12 protein-coding genes are annotated in these 15,315 nt (G+C 61.2%); 11 read left to right on the forward strand and 1 reads right to left on the reverse strand.

Annotated elements, in window-relative coordinates; genetic code table 11:
- Positions 1-47: 47 nt before the first annotated feature.
- The 7 genes from EWE75_RS15040 (at position 48) to EWE75_RS15070 (ending at position 8,952) form a co-directional block, all read left to right on the forward strand.
- Positions 48-1,529 carry an aldehyde dehydrogenase family protein gene (locus tag EWE75_RS15040; RefSeq protein WP_130158925.1) on the forward strand — a complete coding sequence of 494 codons (1,482 nt, stop codon included), beginning with the start codon at positions 48-50 and terminating at the stop codon, positions 1,527-1,529.
- Positions 1,530-1,944: 415 nt separating this feature from the next.
- The gene (gene gtdA / locus EWE75_RS15045; protein ID WP_130158928.1) at positions 1,945-2,991 is read left to right on the forward strand and encodes a gentisate 1,2-dioxygenase; all 1,047 of its coding nucleotides are present in this window, start codon (positions 1,945-1,947) and stop codon (positions 2,989-2,991) included.
- Between the two features lie 3 nt (positions 2,992-2,994).
- Entirely contained in the window at positions 2,995-3,870 is an 876-nt protein-coding gene (locus EWE75_RS15050; RefSeq protein WP_130158930.1) for a fumarylacetoacetate hydrolase family protein, read from the forward strand.
- A gap of 120 nt (positions 3,871-3,990) precedes the next feature.
- Complete coding sequence (locus EWE75_RS15055; RefSeq protein WP_165388401.1) at positions 3,991-4,605, forward strand: cytochrome b; 615 nt, start codon at positions 3,991-3,993, stop codon at positions 4,603-4,605.
- 262 nt (positions 4,606-4,867) lie between these two features.
- Entirely contained in the window at positions 4,868-5,167 is a 300-nt protein-coding gene (locus EWE75_RS26260; RefSeq protein WP_165388402.1) for a helix-turn-helix domain-containing protein, read from the forward strand.
- 232 nt (positions 5,168-5,399) lie between these two features.
- Entirely contained in the window at positions 5,400-7,655 is a 2,256-nt protein-coding gene (locus tag EWE75_RS15065; RefSeq protein WP_130158936.1) for a TonB-dependent receptor, read from the forward strand.
- Between the two features lie 82 nt (positions 7,656-7,737).
- A complete protein-coding gene (locus tag EWE75_RS15070) occupies positions 7,738-8,952 on the forward strand; it encodes an MFS transporter (protein WP_130158938.1) in 1,215 nt (404 codons plus the stop codon).
- Between the two features lie 233 nt (positions 8,953-9,185).
- On the opposite strand, the gene EWE75_RS15075 is transcribed toward EWE75_RS15070, so the two are convergent.
- A complete protein-coding gene (locus EWE75_RS15075; RefSeq protein WP_206364778.1) occupies positions 9,186-10,247 on the reverse strand; it encodes an aromatic ring-hydroxylating dioxygenase subunit alpha in 1,062 nt (353 codons plus the stop codon).
- 100 nt (positions 10,248-10,347) lie between these two features.
- Here EWE75_RS15075 and EWE75_RS15080 point away from each other — a divergent pair, with 100 nt between their 5' ends.
- The 4 genes from EWE75_RS15080 (at position 10,348) to EWE75_RS15095 (ending at position 15,313) form a co-directional block, all read left to right on the forward strand.
- Positions 10,348-11,322 carry a LysR family transcriptional regulator gene (locus tag EWE75_RS15080; protein ID WP_130158940.1) on the forward strand — a complete coding sequence of 325 codons (975 nt, stop codon included), beginning with the start codon at positions 10,348-10,350 and terminating at the stop codon, positions 11,320-11,322.
- A gap of 245 nt (positions 11,323-11,567) precedes the next feature.
- Positions 11,568-13,859: a TonB-dependent receptor gene (locus EWE75_RS15085; RefSeq protein ID WP_130158942.1), complete on the forward strand. Its 2,292-nt coding sequence runs from the start codon at positions 11,568-11,570 to the stop codon at positions 13,857-13,859.
- Positions 13,856-15,040, forward strand: coding sequence for a cytochrome P450 (locus EWE75_RS15090; RefSeq protein ID WP_130158944.1), 1,185 nt, complete (start codon positions 13,856-13,858; stop codon positions 15,038-15,040). The genes EWE75_RS15085 and EWE75_RS15090 overlap by 4 nt, the downstream gene beginning before the upstream one ends.
- A gap of 57 nt (positions 15,041-15,097) precedes the next feature.
- Positions 15,098-15,313: a hypothetical protein gene (locus EWE75_RS15095; protein WP_130158946.1), complete on the forward strand. Its 216-nt coding sequence runs from the start codon at positions 15,098-15,100 to the stop codon at positions 15,311-15,313.
- The last annotated feature ends 2 nt before the right edge of the window (positions 15,314-15,315 follow it).

Consider the following 15,315-nt stretch of genomic DNA (forward strand, 5'->3'; position numbering starts at 1 on the left):
AGACGGCCCGCCCCTGGGCTGGTCTGTAAACAGCGAGGTTATGTCCGATGTCAGTCGTTCGCAGCTACGATCATTATATTGATGGCGCGCCCACAAAAAGTCTGGGCGAAGGCGTAATTGGGCGGCATTCTTCGGCGCATGGCGGGCATCTTGCCGATTACGCCGCTGGCGACGGACGCGACGTCGACGTTGCGGTCGCTGCGGCCCGTTCGGCATTTGACGGAGGATGGGCCGACTCGACGGGCGAAGGGCGGGCTGCGATTCTGAATCGCTTTGCCGACCTGATCGACGCTAACGTCGAGAGACTGGCTGCGATCGAAGCGGAGGAAGTCGGAAAGCCGATCCGGTTTGCCCGCTTCGAGATCATGGCGGCGGCGAACCTGACCCGTTACGCTGCGGCGTTGGCATGGCAGATCGCCGGCCATGTGTTCACCCATCTAGGCCCCGACAAGATGGGGTTGGTGACGCGGGAGCCGTGCGGCGTCGTTGGCCTCATCACGCCCTGGAATTTTCCGATTCTGACGCTTTTCCAGAAATTGCCTTACGCCCTCGCGGCGGGCTGTACGGTTGTGTTGAAACCGTCGGAATTTACCTCCGGCACCGCCCTGGAAGTCGCGGCGCTAGCGACCGAGGCAGGGGTGCCCGCCGGGGTCATCAACGTGGTCACCGGCACCGGCGGCGCCGTCGGTAGCGCGATCGTAACGCATCCCGATGTGGACATGATCTCGTTCACTGGCTCGACCGCCGTCGGCAAGCAAATCCTTCGCGATGCGGCCGGTACGGTCAAGAAAGTCGCGCTGGAACTGGGTGGAAAGGCCGCGAACATCGTCTTTGCCGACGCGGATATCGAAGCTGCGCTGGACGGCGTTCTCTTCGGATTTACGTTCAACCAGGGGCAGACATGTGTTGCTGGCGCGCGCCTGCTCATTGAATCCGCAATAGCACCTGCATTCCTCGAACAATTGGCTGCCCGCGCCGCGCGTCTTCGGATCGGCCTGCCGCTTGACGAGCAGACGGACATCGCCAGCCTCATCCACCAAGCGCATCTTGAGGGCTTGGTGCAGCATGTGAAGACTGCGCAGGAGGAAGGTGCCACGGTCCTGGCGGGCGGCAAGCGGCTGGACGGTGCGTTCCCGGATGGGTTCTTCATGGCGCCGACCATCGTGTCTGACGTGCGGCCCGACATGCGACTGTTCCGCGATGAGGTGTTCGGGCCGGTGCTCACCGTCACGACGTTCGATACCGTTGACGAGGCCGTGAGCCTGGCCAACGATACCGAATACGGCTTGGCTAACGGTGTTTGGACAAAAGACATCGACAAGGCGTTGACCGTCTCGCGTCGGTTCCGCAGCGGCATCGTGTTCGTCAACACCTATCTGGATGGTGCCCCGCAGCTCCCGCTCGGTGGCTACAAACAGAGCGGGCTCGGGCGAGAGAATGGTCTCGATGGTCTGTACGAGTATATGGAATTGAAATCGACGGTTGTCAGGACAGGCCCTCGCGTGCCGGTGCTCGGGCATACCATCTAAGCGTATTGGCACGGGCTCAACGGTCATTGCCCCAAGCAAAGGGCTCCGCCCGAGAGGCGAATTGACGTTGACCCGTGCCAAAGTTCCCCGGCTGCACCGATTACTTGTTCAGCAAATATAAGACCTTGGGCAGAATTGTACCCCGTAGAACAGGTCATGCGAACCAATGGATCATACGCGCTTCAAAACCGTCGAACAACGAAGCCGGCGCTGCTCGACACTTTGAAGTAATTATGCGTGTTGACTGACGTGAAGGTAAGTTTTAGAGATGCCGAAGGGCTTTTGTCGACATGAATCGGCATCCCCCGACACAGGCGACCTGCAGGCTGATCGAGCAGATGGGGATCACGATGTCACTCTTCGGTTACGGACCTTCCTTGCCTGATCGCGGCCCGCGCGCTGACAGGAAGGCGGCATGAGCTTGCCCCTCGGCAGTGATGCGGCCCTTGCGGCGGATCGCAGCGTTTTTTACGACGCACTCGACCGTGAGAGCCTTGGCCCTTTGTGGGAATCGCTGAAAGGTCTGGTGCCAAGCGAGCCGCGCCCGAAAGCCGTTCCCCATGCCTGGCGCTATGCCGAGGTCCGGCCACGCCTTATGGAAGCTGGTTCGCTCATCTCCGCTGAAGAGGCCGAGCGCCGTGTGCTGGTCCTGCAGAACCCCGGCCTGCCGGGTGCATCGCAGATTACCGACACGATTTATGCCGGGCTCCAACTCATCCTTCCCGGTGAAATTGCGCCGGCCCATCGGCATAGCCAGTCCGCACTCCGCTTCGTGATCGAAGGGCAGGGCGCGTTCACCGCGGTTGATGGCGAGCGCACGACCATGCATCCCGGCGACCTCATCATTACCCCCGCCGGGACCTGGCACGATCATGGCCATGACGGGGAGGGGCCTGTGGTCTGGATGGATGGCCTGGATGTTCCGCTTGTGCGGTTCCTGGGCGCGGGCTTTCGTGAGGAATATAACGAATCGGCTCAGGTTGTCACCCGGCCCGAAGGCGATGCTGACGCACGCTACGGCGCGGGTTTGCTGCCGATCGATTCCGACACGCGTGTGACGTCGCCGATCTTCAACTATCCCTATGCGCGGACGCGCGCGGCGCTGGAAAGCATTGCCCGCAGCGGCGCGCCCGATCCGCATCATGGGTTCGCACTGAAATACGTCAATCCGACCAATGGCGACTGGGCCATACCGACCATCGGGGCGAGTATGCGCCTGCTGCCTGCCGGGTTCTCGACACAGCCTTATAAATCAACCGCCGGCGCAGTGGCGGTGATCGTCGAGGGACGGGTCGCGGCGACGATCGGCGACACGCGGATCGAGCTGGGGGAGCGCGACATCCTCGCCATGCCCGGCTGGACGTCGCAGGTTTTCGAGGCGTTGGAAGACACCGTTTTGTTCATCTTCTCCGACCAGCCAGTGCATGAAAAGCTCGGCTTGTGGCGCGAAAGCAAAGGCTGACCGATGAAATTCTGCCGCTTCAACAAGGATCGGATTGGTGTCGTTCAGGGCGAACTGATCCACGACGTCACGAGCCTATTCGACCGGCAATTATCCTGGCCGACGGCAGCGGGCGACGCCATCATCGCCCAGCTTGCTGCTGTTCATGCCAGCGGTATTGATCTGGCGAAAATGCCGGTCGTGCCGCTTGCGGACGTGCGCCTGGAAAGTCCGGTCGCCAACCCGAACAAGATCATCGGCGCGCCGGTCAATTATCACGCGCACATCGCTGAAGCGAACGCCGACGCCGAGATCAATTCCGGCCGAACGTACACGACGTTGGAAGCCTATGGCTTGTTTCTAAAGGCGAATAGCAGCCTGATCGGTCCTGCGGACGACATAAGCCTCGCGTTTGCAGATCGCCGGACCGACCATGAAGTCGAATTGGTGGTGGTCATCGGCAAGACGGCTCGCCATGTCTCGCGTGACGATGCGTTTGGTTACATCGCCGGGTACACGGTCGGCCTCGATATGACGGTGCGCGGTGCCGAAGTACCGAGCTATCGCAAATCGCCCGATGGCTATTGCGTGTTGGGGCCGTGGCTCGTCACCCCGGACGAGATCAAAAACCCGGATAAGCTTGGGCTGAGTCTCACCGTGAACGGCGAAACCCGGCAGTCCGCGAACACCGATTTGCTCATTCTCGGCGTGGCCCGGCTGATCGAATATGCCAGCGCGATCTACACGCTCTACCCAGGCGATATCATCATGACCGGAACTCCGGCGGGCGTCGGGCCGGTGGAAGCCGGCGACCTGATTGATGCTACGGTCGAACAGGTCGGAAGCCTGCGCATCCGCGTCATCCCGGCGCGACCGACGGTGCAGGGTGCAAGCGCGTAATGTCTGTTCACCGCTGCGGCCTCGTGACAGTCGTACTTGGTCTACGCGGGGGGCACAGAATGATTGACGGAAGGCTATGATGATGCTCGTCGAGCCAATGGAAAAGCCGGGAAGCATCGCATGAGTTTGAAATTGCCCATAGCGCCGAGTGTGGGCGAGGTGACGGATACGTCAGGTCCGGCAGCGCCGATCGTAACGCGGCCTGGGCGCTACAGCGGGATGCACCAGTTGATGCATTGGGGCACGGCCGTGATGATGTTTGTCATTATCGTGCTGGGCTGGATTATGCATGTTCAGCCCGACTCGGTCGCCCTGCTGCCGCTCTGGGAATGGCACAAGACGCTTGGCTTGTTCGTGCTCGTCGTAACCGCGTTCCGCTTGGTCTGGCGGCTCAAAGCTCCGCCGCCCCCGCCGCTTCCTGGTCAGCCGAGGTGGGATCACAGGCTGGCACAATGCACCTACGCAGTGTTCTTCGCGACACTCATCTGGATGCCGGCGACCGGATATGTGTTTTCGACCGCAGGTGGCTACCCACCCAAGCTGTTCAATATCCTTCAAACGCCAGCGCTTTTCGGGAAGAGCCCCAAGATCGAGGCGCTCGCGCAGTGGCTTCACCTTTCATCGCAATGGCTGATCTATGGCCTGATCCTGCTACACTTGGCGGGCGTGCTGTATCATGTCGTCATAGTGCGGGACCGCACCCTCGACCGAATGCTGCCCGAACCTTTGGACTGAACGGGTATCCACCCCGGCGAATGGGGTGACCCACTTTTCGTTTTTTCCATAAACTTGTGACGGGATCGCGCTCGCCTGTGGCGGGTCCTCTCCACGACCTCGGGATATCGTGCCAGTCGTCACGAAGAACACCACGGGCCCTGAGCCTGACTGACGCCTGAGACTCCCAAATCACAGAAAATCTGCTTCGCCGTGGCGCTGGTTCTGAACACCGAACAGCGGACCCGGCTTGCGGCGGTTGTGGAGCGAGGGCCAATATGGCGTGCTGCGCTGGCGGCTTGTCGATCTGGCGCAGTGGCTATGGGATGAGTTCGCGCTCTCCGTCACGCGTGATACCCTTGGGCGCGAGCTTCGCGCGATAGTCTATCGCAAGCTCTCCGCGCGACCCCGTCATCGGGCCAGAAATTTGACGACATTGGCGATTTTAAAAAGCCTTCTTCGGCCCTCTTGTGCCTCGGAGTGCGGCAGTGAGCGCGTGGGTTCCTTGGTAAAAGGCGTTCTCCAAGCACGCCGGGACGGAACGGGTCATACTTTTTTGATGGCAAGTTTTTCACACGCGTAATATATGTTGACTGACGCGTACGTAAGTCGCATGAAGAGCGACGGCCGCCAGGCCCGATTCAGATCGTTATGGCGGAGCGGGCAGCGTGCCAGGCGGATCGCCTGTGCCGACGGCGAGAGGGGTGTAAAGATCAAATAACCCGCTTTTCTTTTGTTGTCAGAAAAGTGACTTGCTCGCCAATATTCACCAATGAAAACAAACTATAAGTTTGGGGATTTTAAGGGGATACTCAATGTTAAACGGCATCAAACTAACCACGTTTTGTTTGTCCATTACTTCGGCCATGCCGGCGCTCGCTCAGGCCCAATTGGCACCGCCCCAGTCGACCGTCGCAACACCTGTAATGGAAAACGAAATTGTCGTGACGGCGGAGAAGCGCTCGGATCGTGCGCAGGATGTGCCGATTTCGTTGGGCGTTATCTCGGGAGAACAGCTCAGCAAAGCTGGTATCACGAATGTGACCCAGCTTGGCGCACAGCTTCCGAACGTTTCCCTTACTGCCCCCTTTGGTGAGGCGCAGCCCGCGTTCGTTGTCCGCGGCGTTACCATGTCCGACTATGCTATGAACCAGCAAAGTCCGATCGCGATTTACGTCGATGAAGTTTATAAGGGCGTCGCTGCCGTTCAGGCGTTGCAGCTTTATGACTTGCAGCGAGTCGAAGTGTTGCGCGGCCCGCAAGGTACTCTTTACGGCAAGAACGCCACTGGCGGCGCCGTAAGTTTTTATACACAGACGCCGCTATTCGACGGTACGCATGGCTATATTTCTGCCGGCTACGGTAATTACAACCGTAAGCAGGTTGAGGGCGCTATCGGTACGCAGCTCAGCGACACCCTCGCCGTTCGCTTTGCCGGCCGCTACGAGAAGGCGGATGGTTGGGGCCATGAAATTGAACCCAACGTTCGCGATACCGGCGGCAAAAACAATTATTCGTTTCGCGGCAGTCTGCGTTTCCACCCCAACACGGACACGGACATCATTCTGCGCGGCTCAATCGGCCGGATTCGTTCGACGGGCATTCCCGAGCAAAGCCGGAACGGGCCGGAGGGCGTTTTCTTCACGAACCCGCCTTTCGACCGGTCAGGATTGGGGTTCTATGAAAATGCCAAGGGCGAATCTTCGAGCCTGCGGAGCGATACGAAGAGCGCCTCGCTGACCATCAAGCAGCGCCTGTCCGAAGGTCTGTCGCTGACCTCGATCAGCTCTTACGATCATGGTCGCCTGTTTAACGACGAAGACGTGGACAACACCCCGTTTAAGCTGGTCCATATCGGGGATCTCTCAAACGTTACCGCGTATGCGCAAGATCTGCGATTGGGCTACGATGCGGGGCCGCTCGAACTTCTGGGCGGTGCCTATTATAACCATGAAAAGGTGCGCTTCAGTGAACAGGACGAATTCCTGTTTCAGGACGGCACGTATGATCCCGCTAACCCTGGAGCATCATCCTGCGCACAAGATGGCTTTACCGGCTGCCGCTATGTCAACAATCTGACCCAGATCAAGGATAGCACCGCAGTCTATGTGAACGCCAACTATCATGTCACCCCCAAACTCGATCTGGTCGGCGGCGTTCGTTACACGCATGATGTGGCACGCCTTCCGCAATATCGGTCCTATTACGACTTTCATGATGGTATGACCGGTGCCGAACTGCATGAAGGCCTTGTCACGATCACGGAGTCGCCGATCAAGCGCAAGGTCGACAACAATGTCAGTTTCAAGCTCGGCGCAAATTATAAGCCGAACCGCGACACATTGCTCTATGCCAGCTACAGCACCGGGTATCGAGGCTCGTCCTTCAACGGTCTGGCCTTCAACTCGCCTGCCCAGATCACTGCGGCCAATCCCGAAAAGGTTTATGCCGTCGAAGTGGGCGAGAAGATTCAGCTTTTTGATCGTAAGCTAACCGTCAACAGTGCTGTGTTCCACTACCTCTACAAGAACCAGCAAACCCTGGGCTCGTTTGACCAGAGCATTATCCAAACGCTGTTCAACGCTCCGGCTGCCAAGATTTGGGGTGGTGAATTTGATATCACCCTTCAGCCGGTGCACGCGTTGCGCTTCAACGTGAGCGGCGGCTATCTTGATGGCACGTACGGCAAGGGGATCATCGGGGGCGCACAGGTTGAGGGCCATCGATTGATTGGTGCCGCCAAGTGGACGCTGGATACCGGGGCTACCGTTATTGCGGTAGATGATGAGCGGCATTCCCTGTCGTTCAATGCTCAGGCGAACTATACTGGTCGTCGCTATTTTGATATTTTCCAGCAAGAGGCGACCAGCCAACCTGGCTTCTGGCTGGTCAATGGCAATATTGCGCTAGAGGACAAGAAAAGAGGCGTAAAGCTTTCGGCATGGGGCCGGAACCTGCTGGGCAAGCACTATGTCAGCACCATGCAGGACATCCGGTCATTTACCAATCAGGTGTTCACTGCGCTTGGTGAGCCGCGCACGTATGGCGTAGACGTGAAGTTTACGTTCTGAAGGGTCTTTCCGTGCAATCGTCGTTTCACGCGACGATTGCACGAAGATGAGCTGAAAAAAGTATAATCATAGGACCCTCGATATGGCTCAGGACGCCGCGTTTCAGTCTAATCGCACAATTGCCCTCAGCATGGCGATTGGAACCGGCGGCCTAGCCTTTTTCGCGATCATTCCGATCGTCATGGGCAGTTTGGTGTCGGCCGGGCGCATAGATGCCGCGCAGTTGGGCTGGGCGGCTACCGGCTCGACCCTGTTTAGCGCAGCAGGCATGATGCTGGGCCTGAAAGTCCTCAAGAGGTCGGGCGATCGTTGGATCGTGGTTGCCGCGGGTTTGGTCATGGCGCTGGGCAATCTCGCTGCCTGGTTCATGCCCAATTTCAGCCTGATCTTTTGGGCGTGCAGTATTGCTGGGGTCAGCCAAGGCGTGCTGGTCGCGGTGGTGGCTTTGTCGATTGGATACGCTCCAAACCCGGCAAGGCTATCGGGCATATTTCTGGCGGTCAGTGTGCCGCCCCCGTTGCTGTTGGCGTATTTCCTCCCCACGAGCCTCATGCCCTACTTCGGGAATGGCGCCGGCTTTACCTCGGTCGCGCTGGTAGGGGTGATATGCGCTGTGTGCGCTTTCTTCATTCGGGACGATTTCGCAAAGGAAACGACCGAGGTGGTGGAGCGCATCCGCTGGTCACCCTGGACCGTTGCAGCACTCGCCGGGGTGCTATTGGGGACCGCAGGGTTTGGCGCGGCCTGGACATACGTCGATCTGCTCGGGGTCAGCCTGGGCCTCACTCCGCAAACCATCGGCCTTGCCGTCAGTGCCGCGATCATGGGCCAATTCATCATCAGCGCGCTGGTCGCGGCGATCGGCTGGCGGTTACCGATGCTGAAGACATTGTTGGCGGTGTCTGCGCTTCAGGTTATCATCGCGCTGATGCTGCAGAAAAGCGGCAGCCCGCTCTTCTTCACGCTTCTCCTCACCGCATTCGGCTCGCTGTGGCAAGGCTCCACCCCTTTTGCCACCGGCTTGTTGGCGGCGCTCGATGAAAGCCGCAGGCTTGCGCCGCTGACGCTGCCACTGCAGTTGGTCGGCTTGGCGCTCGGCCCGCTGGTGGCATCATCCGTGGCCAGCACCAACATCGTCTATGTTCTGCTGGTCGCTGCCGGCTTTTACGGGCTGACGTTGCTAACATATATGGTTGTGCTGTGCGATCGAGCCTATTCCGATACGGCCACTCTCAAATCGGTCGATGTCGATCCGGCCGGGCCGTTCGAGCCATTCGTGGCCCATTTGCATGAGTGATCTGGAGGCCGCGTGCTGCCCGCAGTCGCTCCATGCCAGGTTGTCGCACAGCATCTGACCCTGCTGTCATCCGGCTGGAATGATTGCACCCAAGTCGGCCATCTCGTGCTCTTGACTGATGATGGCGACGATTTTGGGCGCTGACGTTGGAGTAAGTGCTGGAGCAAGCCTAGATCGTCATTGCGTCACCTCGCGCTCGACAATGCTGCCCGACAATTGCTCACCGGGTCAACTCAGGTGGCGACGTCCTGCCGCTCCGCAGCCATCAGGCGCCGGATCAACTGGCGCGCGGCGCGCCCGCCGGTGTCGCTCGCAATATCCAGTAGCGGCCGCTCCGGCTCCGCTTCCATGCGTACTTGCTGAAGCTCAAGGACCTCCTGGTCTTCCCGGAAGGTTGCCGCCGTCTGTTCGAAGACGATGTCGGGCGTGTCGTTGTCCAGGACGTTGGTCGCCATCGACCAGAAATAATGGGTGGTCCGCTCGGTTTCGGGCGTTATCCCGTGGAAGCCCAGCATGGAAAATCCGTGCTCGCGGCGCCCTTCATACGCGCCGGTATTCACGTCACATGCGCCCGTGTGGATACGAATGAGCACAGGCTCGAACTCGATTTCCTGCCAGCGGTCGACCAGGCCGGTGAAGCCGCGTGCCGTGACATAGGTCGGCGGCGGCACCGACGCCGGCATACGGCGCTCGACCCGAACGCGGTTCGGCAGCTTCGTCGTTTCCGTCTTTGTTTTGAAGTGCAACTCGGGATTGCCGCCGATGGTCTTCGGATGGATGTAGGGCAGGTGGGATAGATCCATCAGATTGTCGATGAGCAATTGCCAGTTGCCGTTCACCGGGAAATGCGCGCCGCGCCATGCGAAGCGCGGATCGTGATGCACCGGATACGCGGGTATTGTTGCCGGATCGGCCCGCTGGGCGTCCCCCATCCAGATCCATAGCATCGCGTCCTGCTCGACGAGCGGGTAACTCCGCACGCGCGCCGTTGGCGGAATTTTTTCTTGCGCCGGAATGCGTGTGCAGATCCCGTCCGTGCCATATTCCATGCCGTGATAAGTGCAGCGCAGGATCTGCCCATCGACGTGCCCGTGGCTCAGTTGCATGGCGCGATGGCAACAGCGATCCTCAAGCGCACCGAGCGCCCCCGTTTCCGTTCGGAAGAGCACGATCGGCTGGTTGAGAAACGTCCGTCCGACCTTGGAGCCGGGCGTGAGATCGTCGGCCCAGCCGGCGACATACCAGGCATCAAAGAGGAAGGCTGGCGCTTTCCCGGCGGTCTGATCCAGTGTCACAATCGTCCTTTCCTTGCGGCATCTATGTGCTTAGCGAGCAGCATAGCGCGCCTGCCGCTAATCCGTATCGCTAGTTATGCGGATACGCTAAATCAGCGATATGGATTACCGCGAACTCGACCTGAACCTGCTCGTCATCCTCAACGCGCTGTTTGAGGAAGGCGGGGTCAACGCGTGCGCCCGCAAGCTGGGGATCAGCCAGCCCAACGTCAGTTTCGCGCTCGCCAAATTGCGTACGGCGTTCAAGGATGACCTGCTAATCCGGGAAGGAAACCGGATGAAACCGACCTCGGCCGGGGAGCGGCTGCGCGATCCGATCCGGCGCATCCTCGCAACGGTCGATGCGGAGCTTCTGCACGCGCCGGTGTTCGATCCGGCGGAAAGCGCGCGGCGGTTTACGATCAGCACCTCCGATATCGGCGAGCTGACCTTCCTCCCGATGCTGCTGGCTGCACTCGCCGTACGCGCGCCGGGCACGACCGTGCGATGCTATTCCATGCGCCCGGAAGAGCTTGAGCGGTCCATGGCCGAAGGGACCGTCGATGTCGCGCTCGGCTATTTCCCGGATCTCGATGGTGCCGCGCTCTACCGTCAGAAGCTGTTCGAGCATCCCTTCGTCTGCATCGTCCGGTCCGATCACCCGGATGTTGCCGGGGAGCTGACGCTGGATCAGTTCCTGTCGCTCGGCCATATCGTCGTCGCGCAGGAGGGCCGCAGCCAGGAACTCGTCGAGCGGACGATGCGGCAGCAGGGGCTTTCGCGCGAGATCAAGCTTCAGTCGCCCCATTTCATGAGCGCGCCGCTGCTGATCGCGCGATCGGATCTTATTACCACCGTGCCCAGGGCCGTCGGAACGACCTATGCCGGTATCGCCGGCCTTCGGCTGCTGCAGCCCCCGATCGCCTTTCCGCCGATCGACCTCCAGCAATTTTGGCACCGGCGGGTCCACTCCGATCCGGCGGTGCGCTGGTTCCGGGCGTTGGTGGCCGAGCTTTTCCTGGGCAAAGATCCTACGATGCCCGTCGAAAAGCCGGGCAAGCCTGCCACAGCCGCCCGAAGATCCCGGAAGCCGTAGGCGTCTGACTGAACGATTGCCCGCACTGTCCAACGAACCCGATCTTCCCCCGGTTCGGCGGACACGCTGGGGTATTCCGACATGCTCTTCGACACGAAGTCGTAGGCCAAGATGGAGATCCGCGCGTCCTGGTCCTCATAAGAGGGCCGGCATCACGGGCGGCTACCTGTCGAGCGACAGGCAGCACGAGGATCCCGCTCCGCCAGAGAGCGGTCACAATAAAAAAGCGATACGGGGATGAGGGCATGAAGCGATTTAGGGGGGCGACGACGGTCGCGGGCGCGGCCATAGCCATCTGGCTGAACATGGGGCCAGCTCAGGCGCAGACCGCGCCTGCCGCGGTCGATCCCGCTGCTCAGGAAGAGCCCGCGACGTCGGCCCGCGGCATCCAGGACATCGTCGTCACCGCTCGCAAGACTGGCGCGGAATCGGCGCAGCGCGTGCCGATCGCGATCACCGCGATCCCCACTGAGCTGATCGCGATCGCCAAGGCCGACGATATCAGTAAGGTCGCGCGGCTCGCGCCCAATACCGTGCTGGAATCATCCTCGACGCTGCCGGGCTTCGCCAATTTCCAGATTCGTGGCATCGGCGCCTCGGGTAGCCAGTTGAGCGTCGATCCCGCAGTTGGGCTGAGCGTCGACGGTATGACCTATGACTTTCAGGGTGCGTCGATTCTCGACACCTTCGACGTCGAGGGGGTCGAAATCTTGCGTGGGCCGCAGGGCATCCTGTTCGGCGCGAATACGATCGGCGGCGCGGTCGTGCTTCGCACCCGCCGCCCCGGGGCGGAGACCGAAGCCAAGGCGGAGGTGACCATCGGCAACCTTAACCGCTTCGACCTGTCGGCCATGCTTTCCACCCCGTTCAATGCAGATGCCAGCCTGCGCGGCAAGATCGCGGTGCTGTATCGCACCCGCGACGGCGCGATCCAGGATCATAACGGCGGTACGTTCGTGCCCTCGGTCAACAACCCATCGGGCACCGAACCCGGCACCGCCACCGGCAACTTCCCTCAGACTCGCACGCTGGCGATCCGGCCGACGCTCACCTGGGCGCCGCCCGGAAGTGCATTCGACATGGCGCTGTTCGGCGAACTCGTCCGCAGCCGCGGCCAGACATCGGCCTCGCAGCCGGTGCCCGGCTATAGCGCGGCGCTGTTGACGGTCTTCGGCTATACACCGCCGGCCGGCGCGTTCGAAGCGAACAACAACTTCTACGAGGGCCAGAGGACCGGCGCCGAGCGGATCGCGCTTGAGGTGAACTGGAACATCGGCGTGGGGACGATCACCTCGATCAGCGCCTTCCGCCACACCGACTATCACTTCGGGTTCGACTCGGACGGCACGCCCTTCACGATCCTGGAATTTCCTGACAACCGCGCCGAAAGTTATCAGAACAGCCAGGAGATCCGCTTCGCTTCCAGCTTCTCGGATCGGGTCAAGCTGCTGGTCGGTGCCTATTTCGACCGGTTCGATCTCTACAATCTCGAACGCCGCCGCCAAGGCTCGGTGCTGATCGGCGCGAGAGTCAACACGATCTCCTACATCCAGGGGCAGTTCAAGGAGCTAAAACAGACGGCGGCGGCCTTCGCCAACGTCGATTTCAAGCTGTTCGACAATGTTACGCTCACCGCCGGCGCTCGCTATAATTACGATCGCAAAAGCTTTACCTCGACGCCGCTGTCGACCTGCGTCGGGCCGAGCTTCGACGTCTGCTCGAGCGCCAGCCAGACCTATGTCCGCCACTGGGACAACATCTCGCCCAAGGCCGGCATTACCTGGCAGGCGACTCCCTCTATTCTGGCCTATGCCTCCTATACCAAGGGCTATCGCAGCGGCAATTTCAACGGTCGCGCGACCAGTTTCGCACAGGTAACCCCGGCCGATCCCGAAAGCGCCGGCTCGTCCGAGATCGGCGTCAAATCGACATTGTTCGATCGCCGGGTGCGGTTCAACGTCGCGGCGTTCAACACCAAATATAACGACATCCAGCGCCAGGTGCTCGTGGGGCTGTTGCAGGTCATCACCAACGCCGCCTCGGCGACGATCCGGGGGGTAGAGGCTGAACTGACCGTCCAGCCGGTGCCGCAGCTCGAATTCAACGGCAATATCGGCTATACCGACGCCAAGTTTGAGACGTTCGAGAATCTCAACGTCAACGGCATTCCCGGCATACAGCCGGACGACGCGGTACTCGCCAAGAAGCTGAAGTTCGACAAGGTGCCCGAGCTCAACGCTTATGCGGCCGCGACCTACCGCATCCCCATCAACGGTCGTGATCTCGCGCTGCGGGTCGATTACAGCTACCGCAGCAGCTACTTCACCGACGTGCTCAATACGCCCTCGCTGAAGGTGAACGGCTATGGGACGCTCGGTGCCAGCGCTTCGGCCGATCTGGGCAAAGTGCGCGTCACCGTCTTCGGCCAGAATTTGACCGACGCGCGCTATTTCGATCTCGCCAATACGCTGCTCGTGCCGATCCGCTACGGTGGCGAGTCGCGCACCTTCGGCATGACGATCGGGTACAAGATATGAGCGGCCTGCTCGATACCGCTGATCGTTCGCCCTACGCCTTCTTCGAGCAGGTGCGTGCGCAGGGCGGCGTTGTGTGGGACGCGAGCGTCGGCGGCTGGCTGGTGGTCGATCATGCGCTCTGCAAGCTGGTCGAGGGCGACGAGGCGCACTTCACCAACCCTTATGTCGGCGCGCCGCCGACGATCGTCGCGATCAAGGGCGGGATGGGCAACATCACATTGACCCACGGCGCGGCGCACGATCGGCTGCGGCGCTTCCACCTCAAACTGCTGACACCGGCCGCAGTCGAGGCGTACCGGCGCGACATCGTCGTGCCGGTGGTCGCGGCGTGCATGGCGGCGATCGAGGGACGGGGACAGGCCGAACTGTTCGCCGAGCTGGCGGCCAGGGTGCCGCCCGCAGTGACGCTCGGGCTGCTCGGGCTTGACTGGCGCGACGATGCTCTGGTCGCGCGGGTGCTGGCGCTGCACGACGACATCATGGCGTTCATCGGCCGCAACTATGCCCCGGAGCTCGAGCGCAGTGCGCTCGAGGCGAGCGCCGCGATCAACGCGATCCTGCTGCCGGCGATCCGCGCGCGGCGCACCGGCGACGGCACCGATTTCATCAGCCGCATCTGGCGCGAGGCGCCGTCCGACGAGGCGATCGACGAGCAGACGGTGCTCGGCATCTGCCGCGAGATCTTCCTCGGCGGCAGCGACACCACCGTCTATGGCATCGCCAACTGCCTGTACGTGCTGCTGACCGACGCCGATGCTCGGGCCAAGCTGCAGGCCGACCGCAGCCATCTGCGCGCCTTTGTCGACGAGACGATGCGGCTCTACGGATCGGTGCAATATCGCTACCGGATCGCGGCCGAAGCGAGCGAGGTGGGCGGCGTTGCGGTGGCAGCCGGCGACACGCTGGTGCTGGTCAATGCTGCCGCCAACCGCGATCCGGCCAAATATGGCTGCCCCGCGCATTTCGATCTCGATCGTCGCCCAGTGACCGACCATCTCGCTTTCAACTGGGGCGAACGCTCGTGCGTCGGCGCCGGCCTGGCCCGCGCCGAGATGCGCGAATGCCTGCTCGCGGTGCTCGATCGGTTGCCCGACGTGCGGCTCGATGCGGAACGCGAGCCGCCGCGGCTGCAGGGATTGTTCATGCGCGCGTTCAAGCCGTTGCATGCGCGCTTCGCATGAGACCCTATCGCCGGATGGGTGGCGGCCCCGCCCACGGCGATACGATTTCGGCCATGCATGCCGGATGCCCCTGATACCATGCGCTCGATGGTCGCGATTGGACATGCGGTGAACGCCGCGCACCTCAGTGTGCAGAGTCCCGGTGGCATGGTCTGTTCGGCGGAGACGCACATGCAGCGCGGTTGGGGCGGCCACCGCACCCTGCGGATGACGCCGATCTTCAAGGTTCGCAACACGATCGCCGCAGGCCTCGGCCTGCCGCGGTCCTTCTGATG

The sequence above is a fragment of the Sphingomonas populi genome, from assembly GCF_004208535.1.
In the GTDB taxonomy this organism is placed as follows: Bacteria; Pseudomonadota; Alphaproteobacteria; order Sphingomonadales; family Sphingomonadaceae; genus Sphingomonas; species Sphingomonas populi.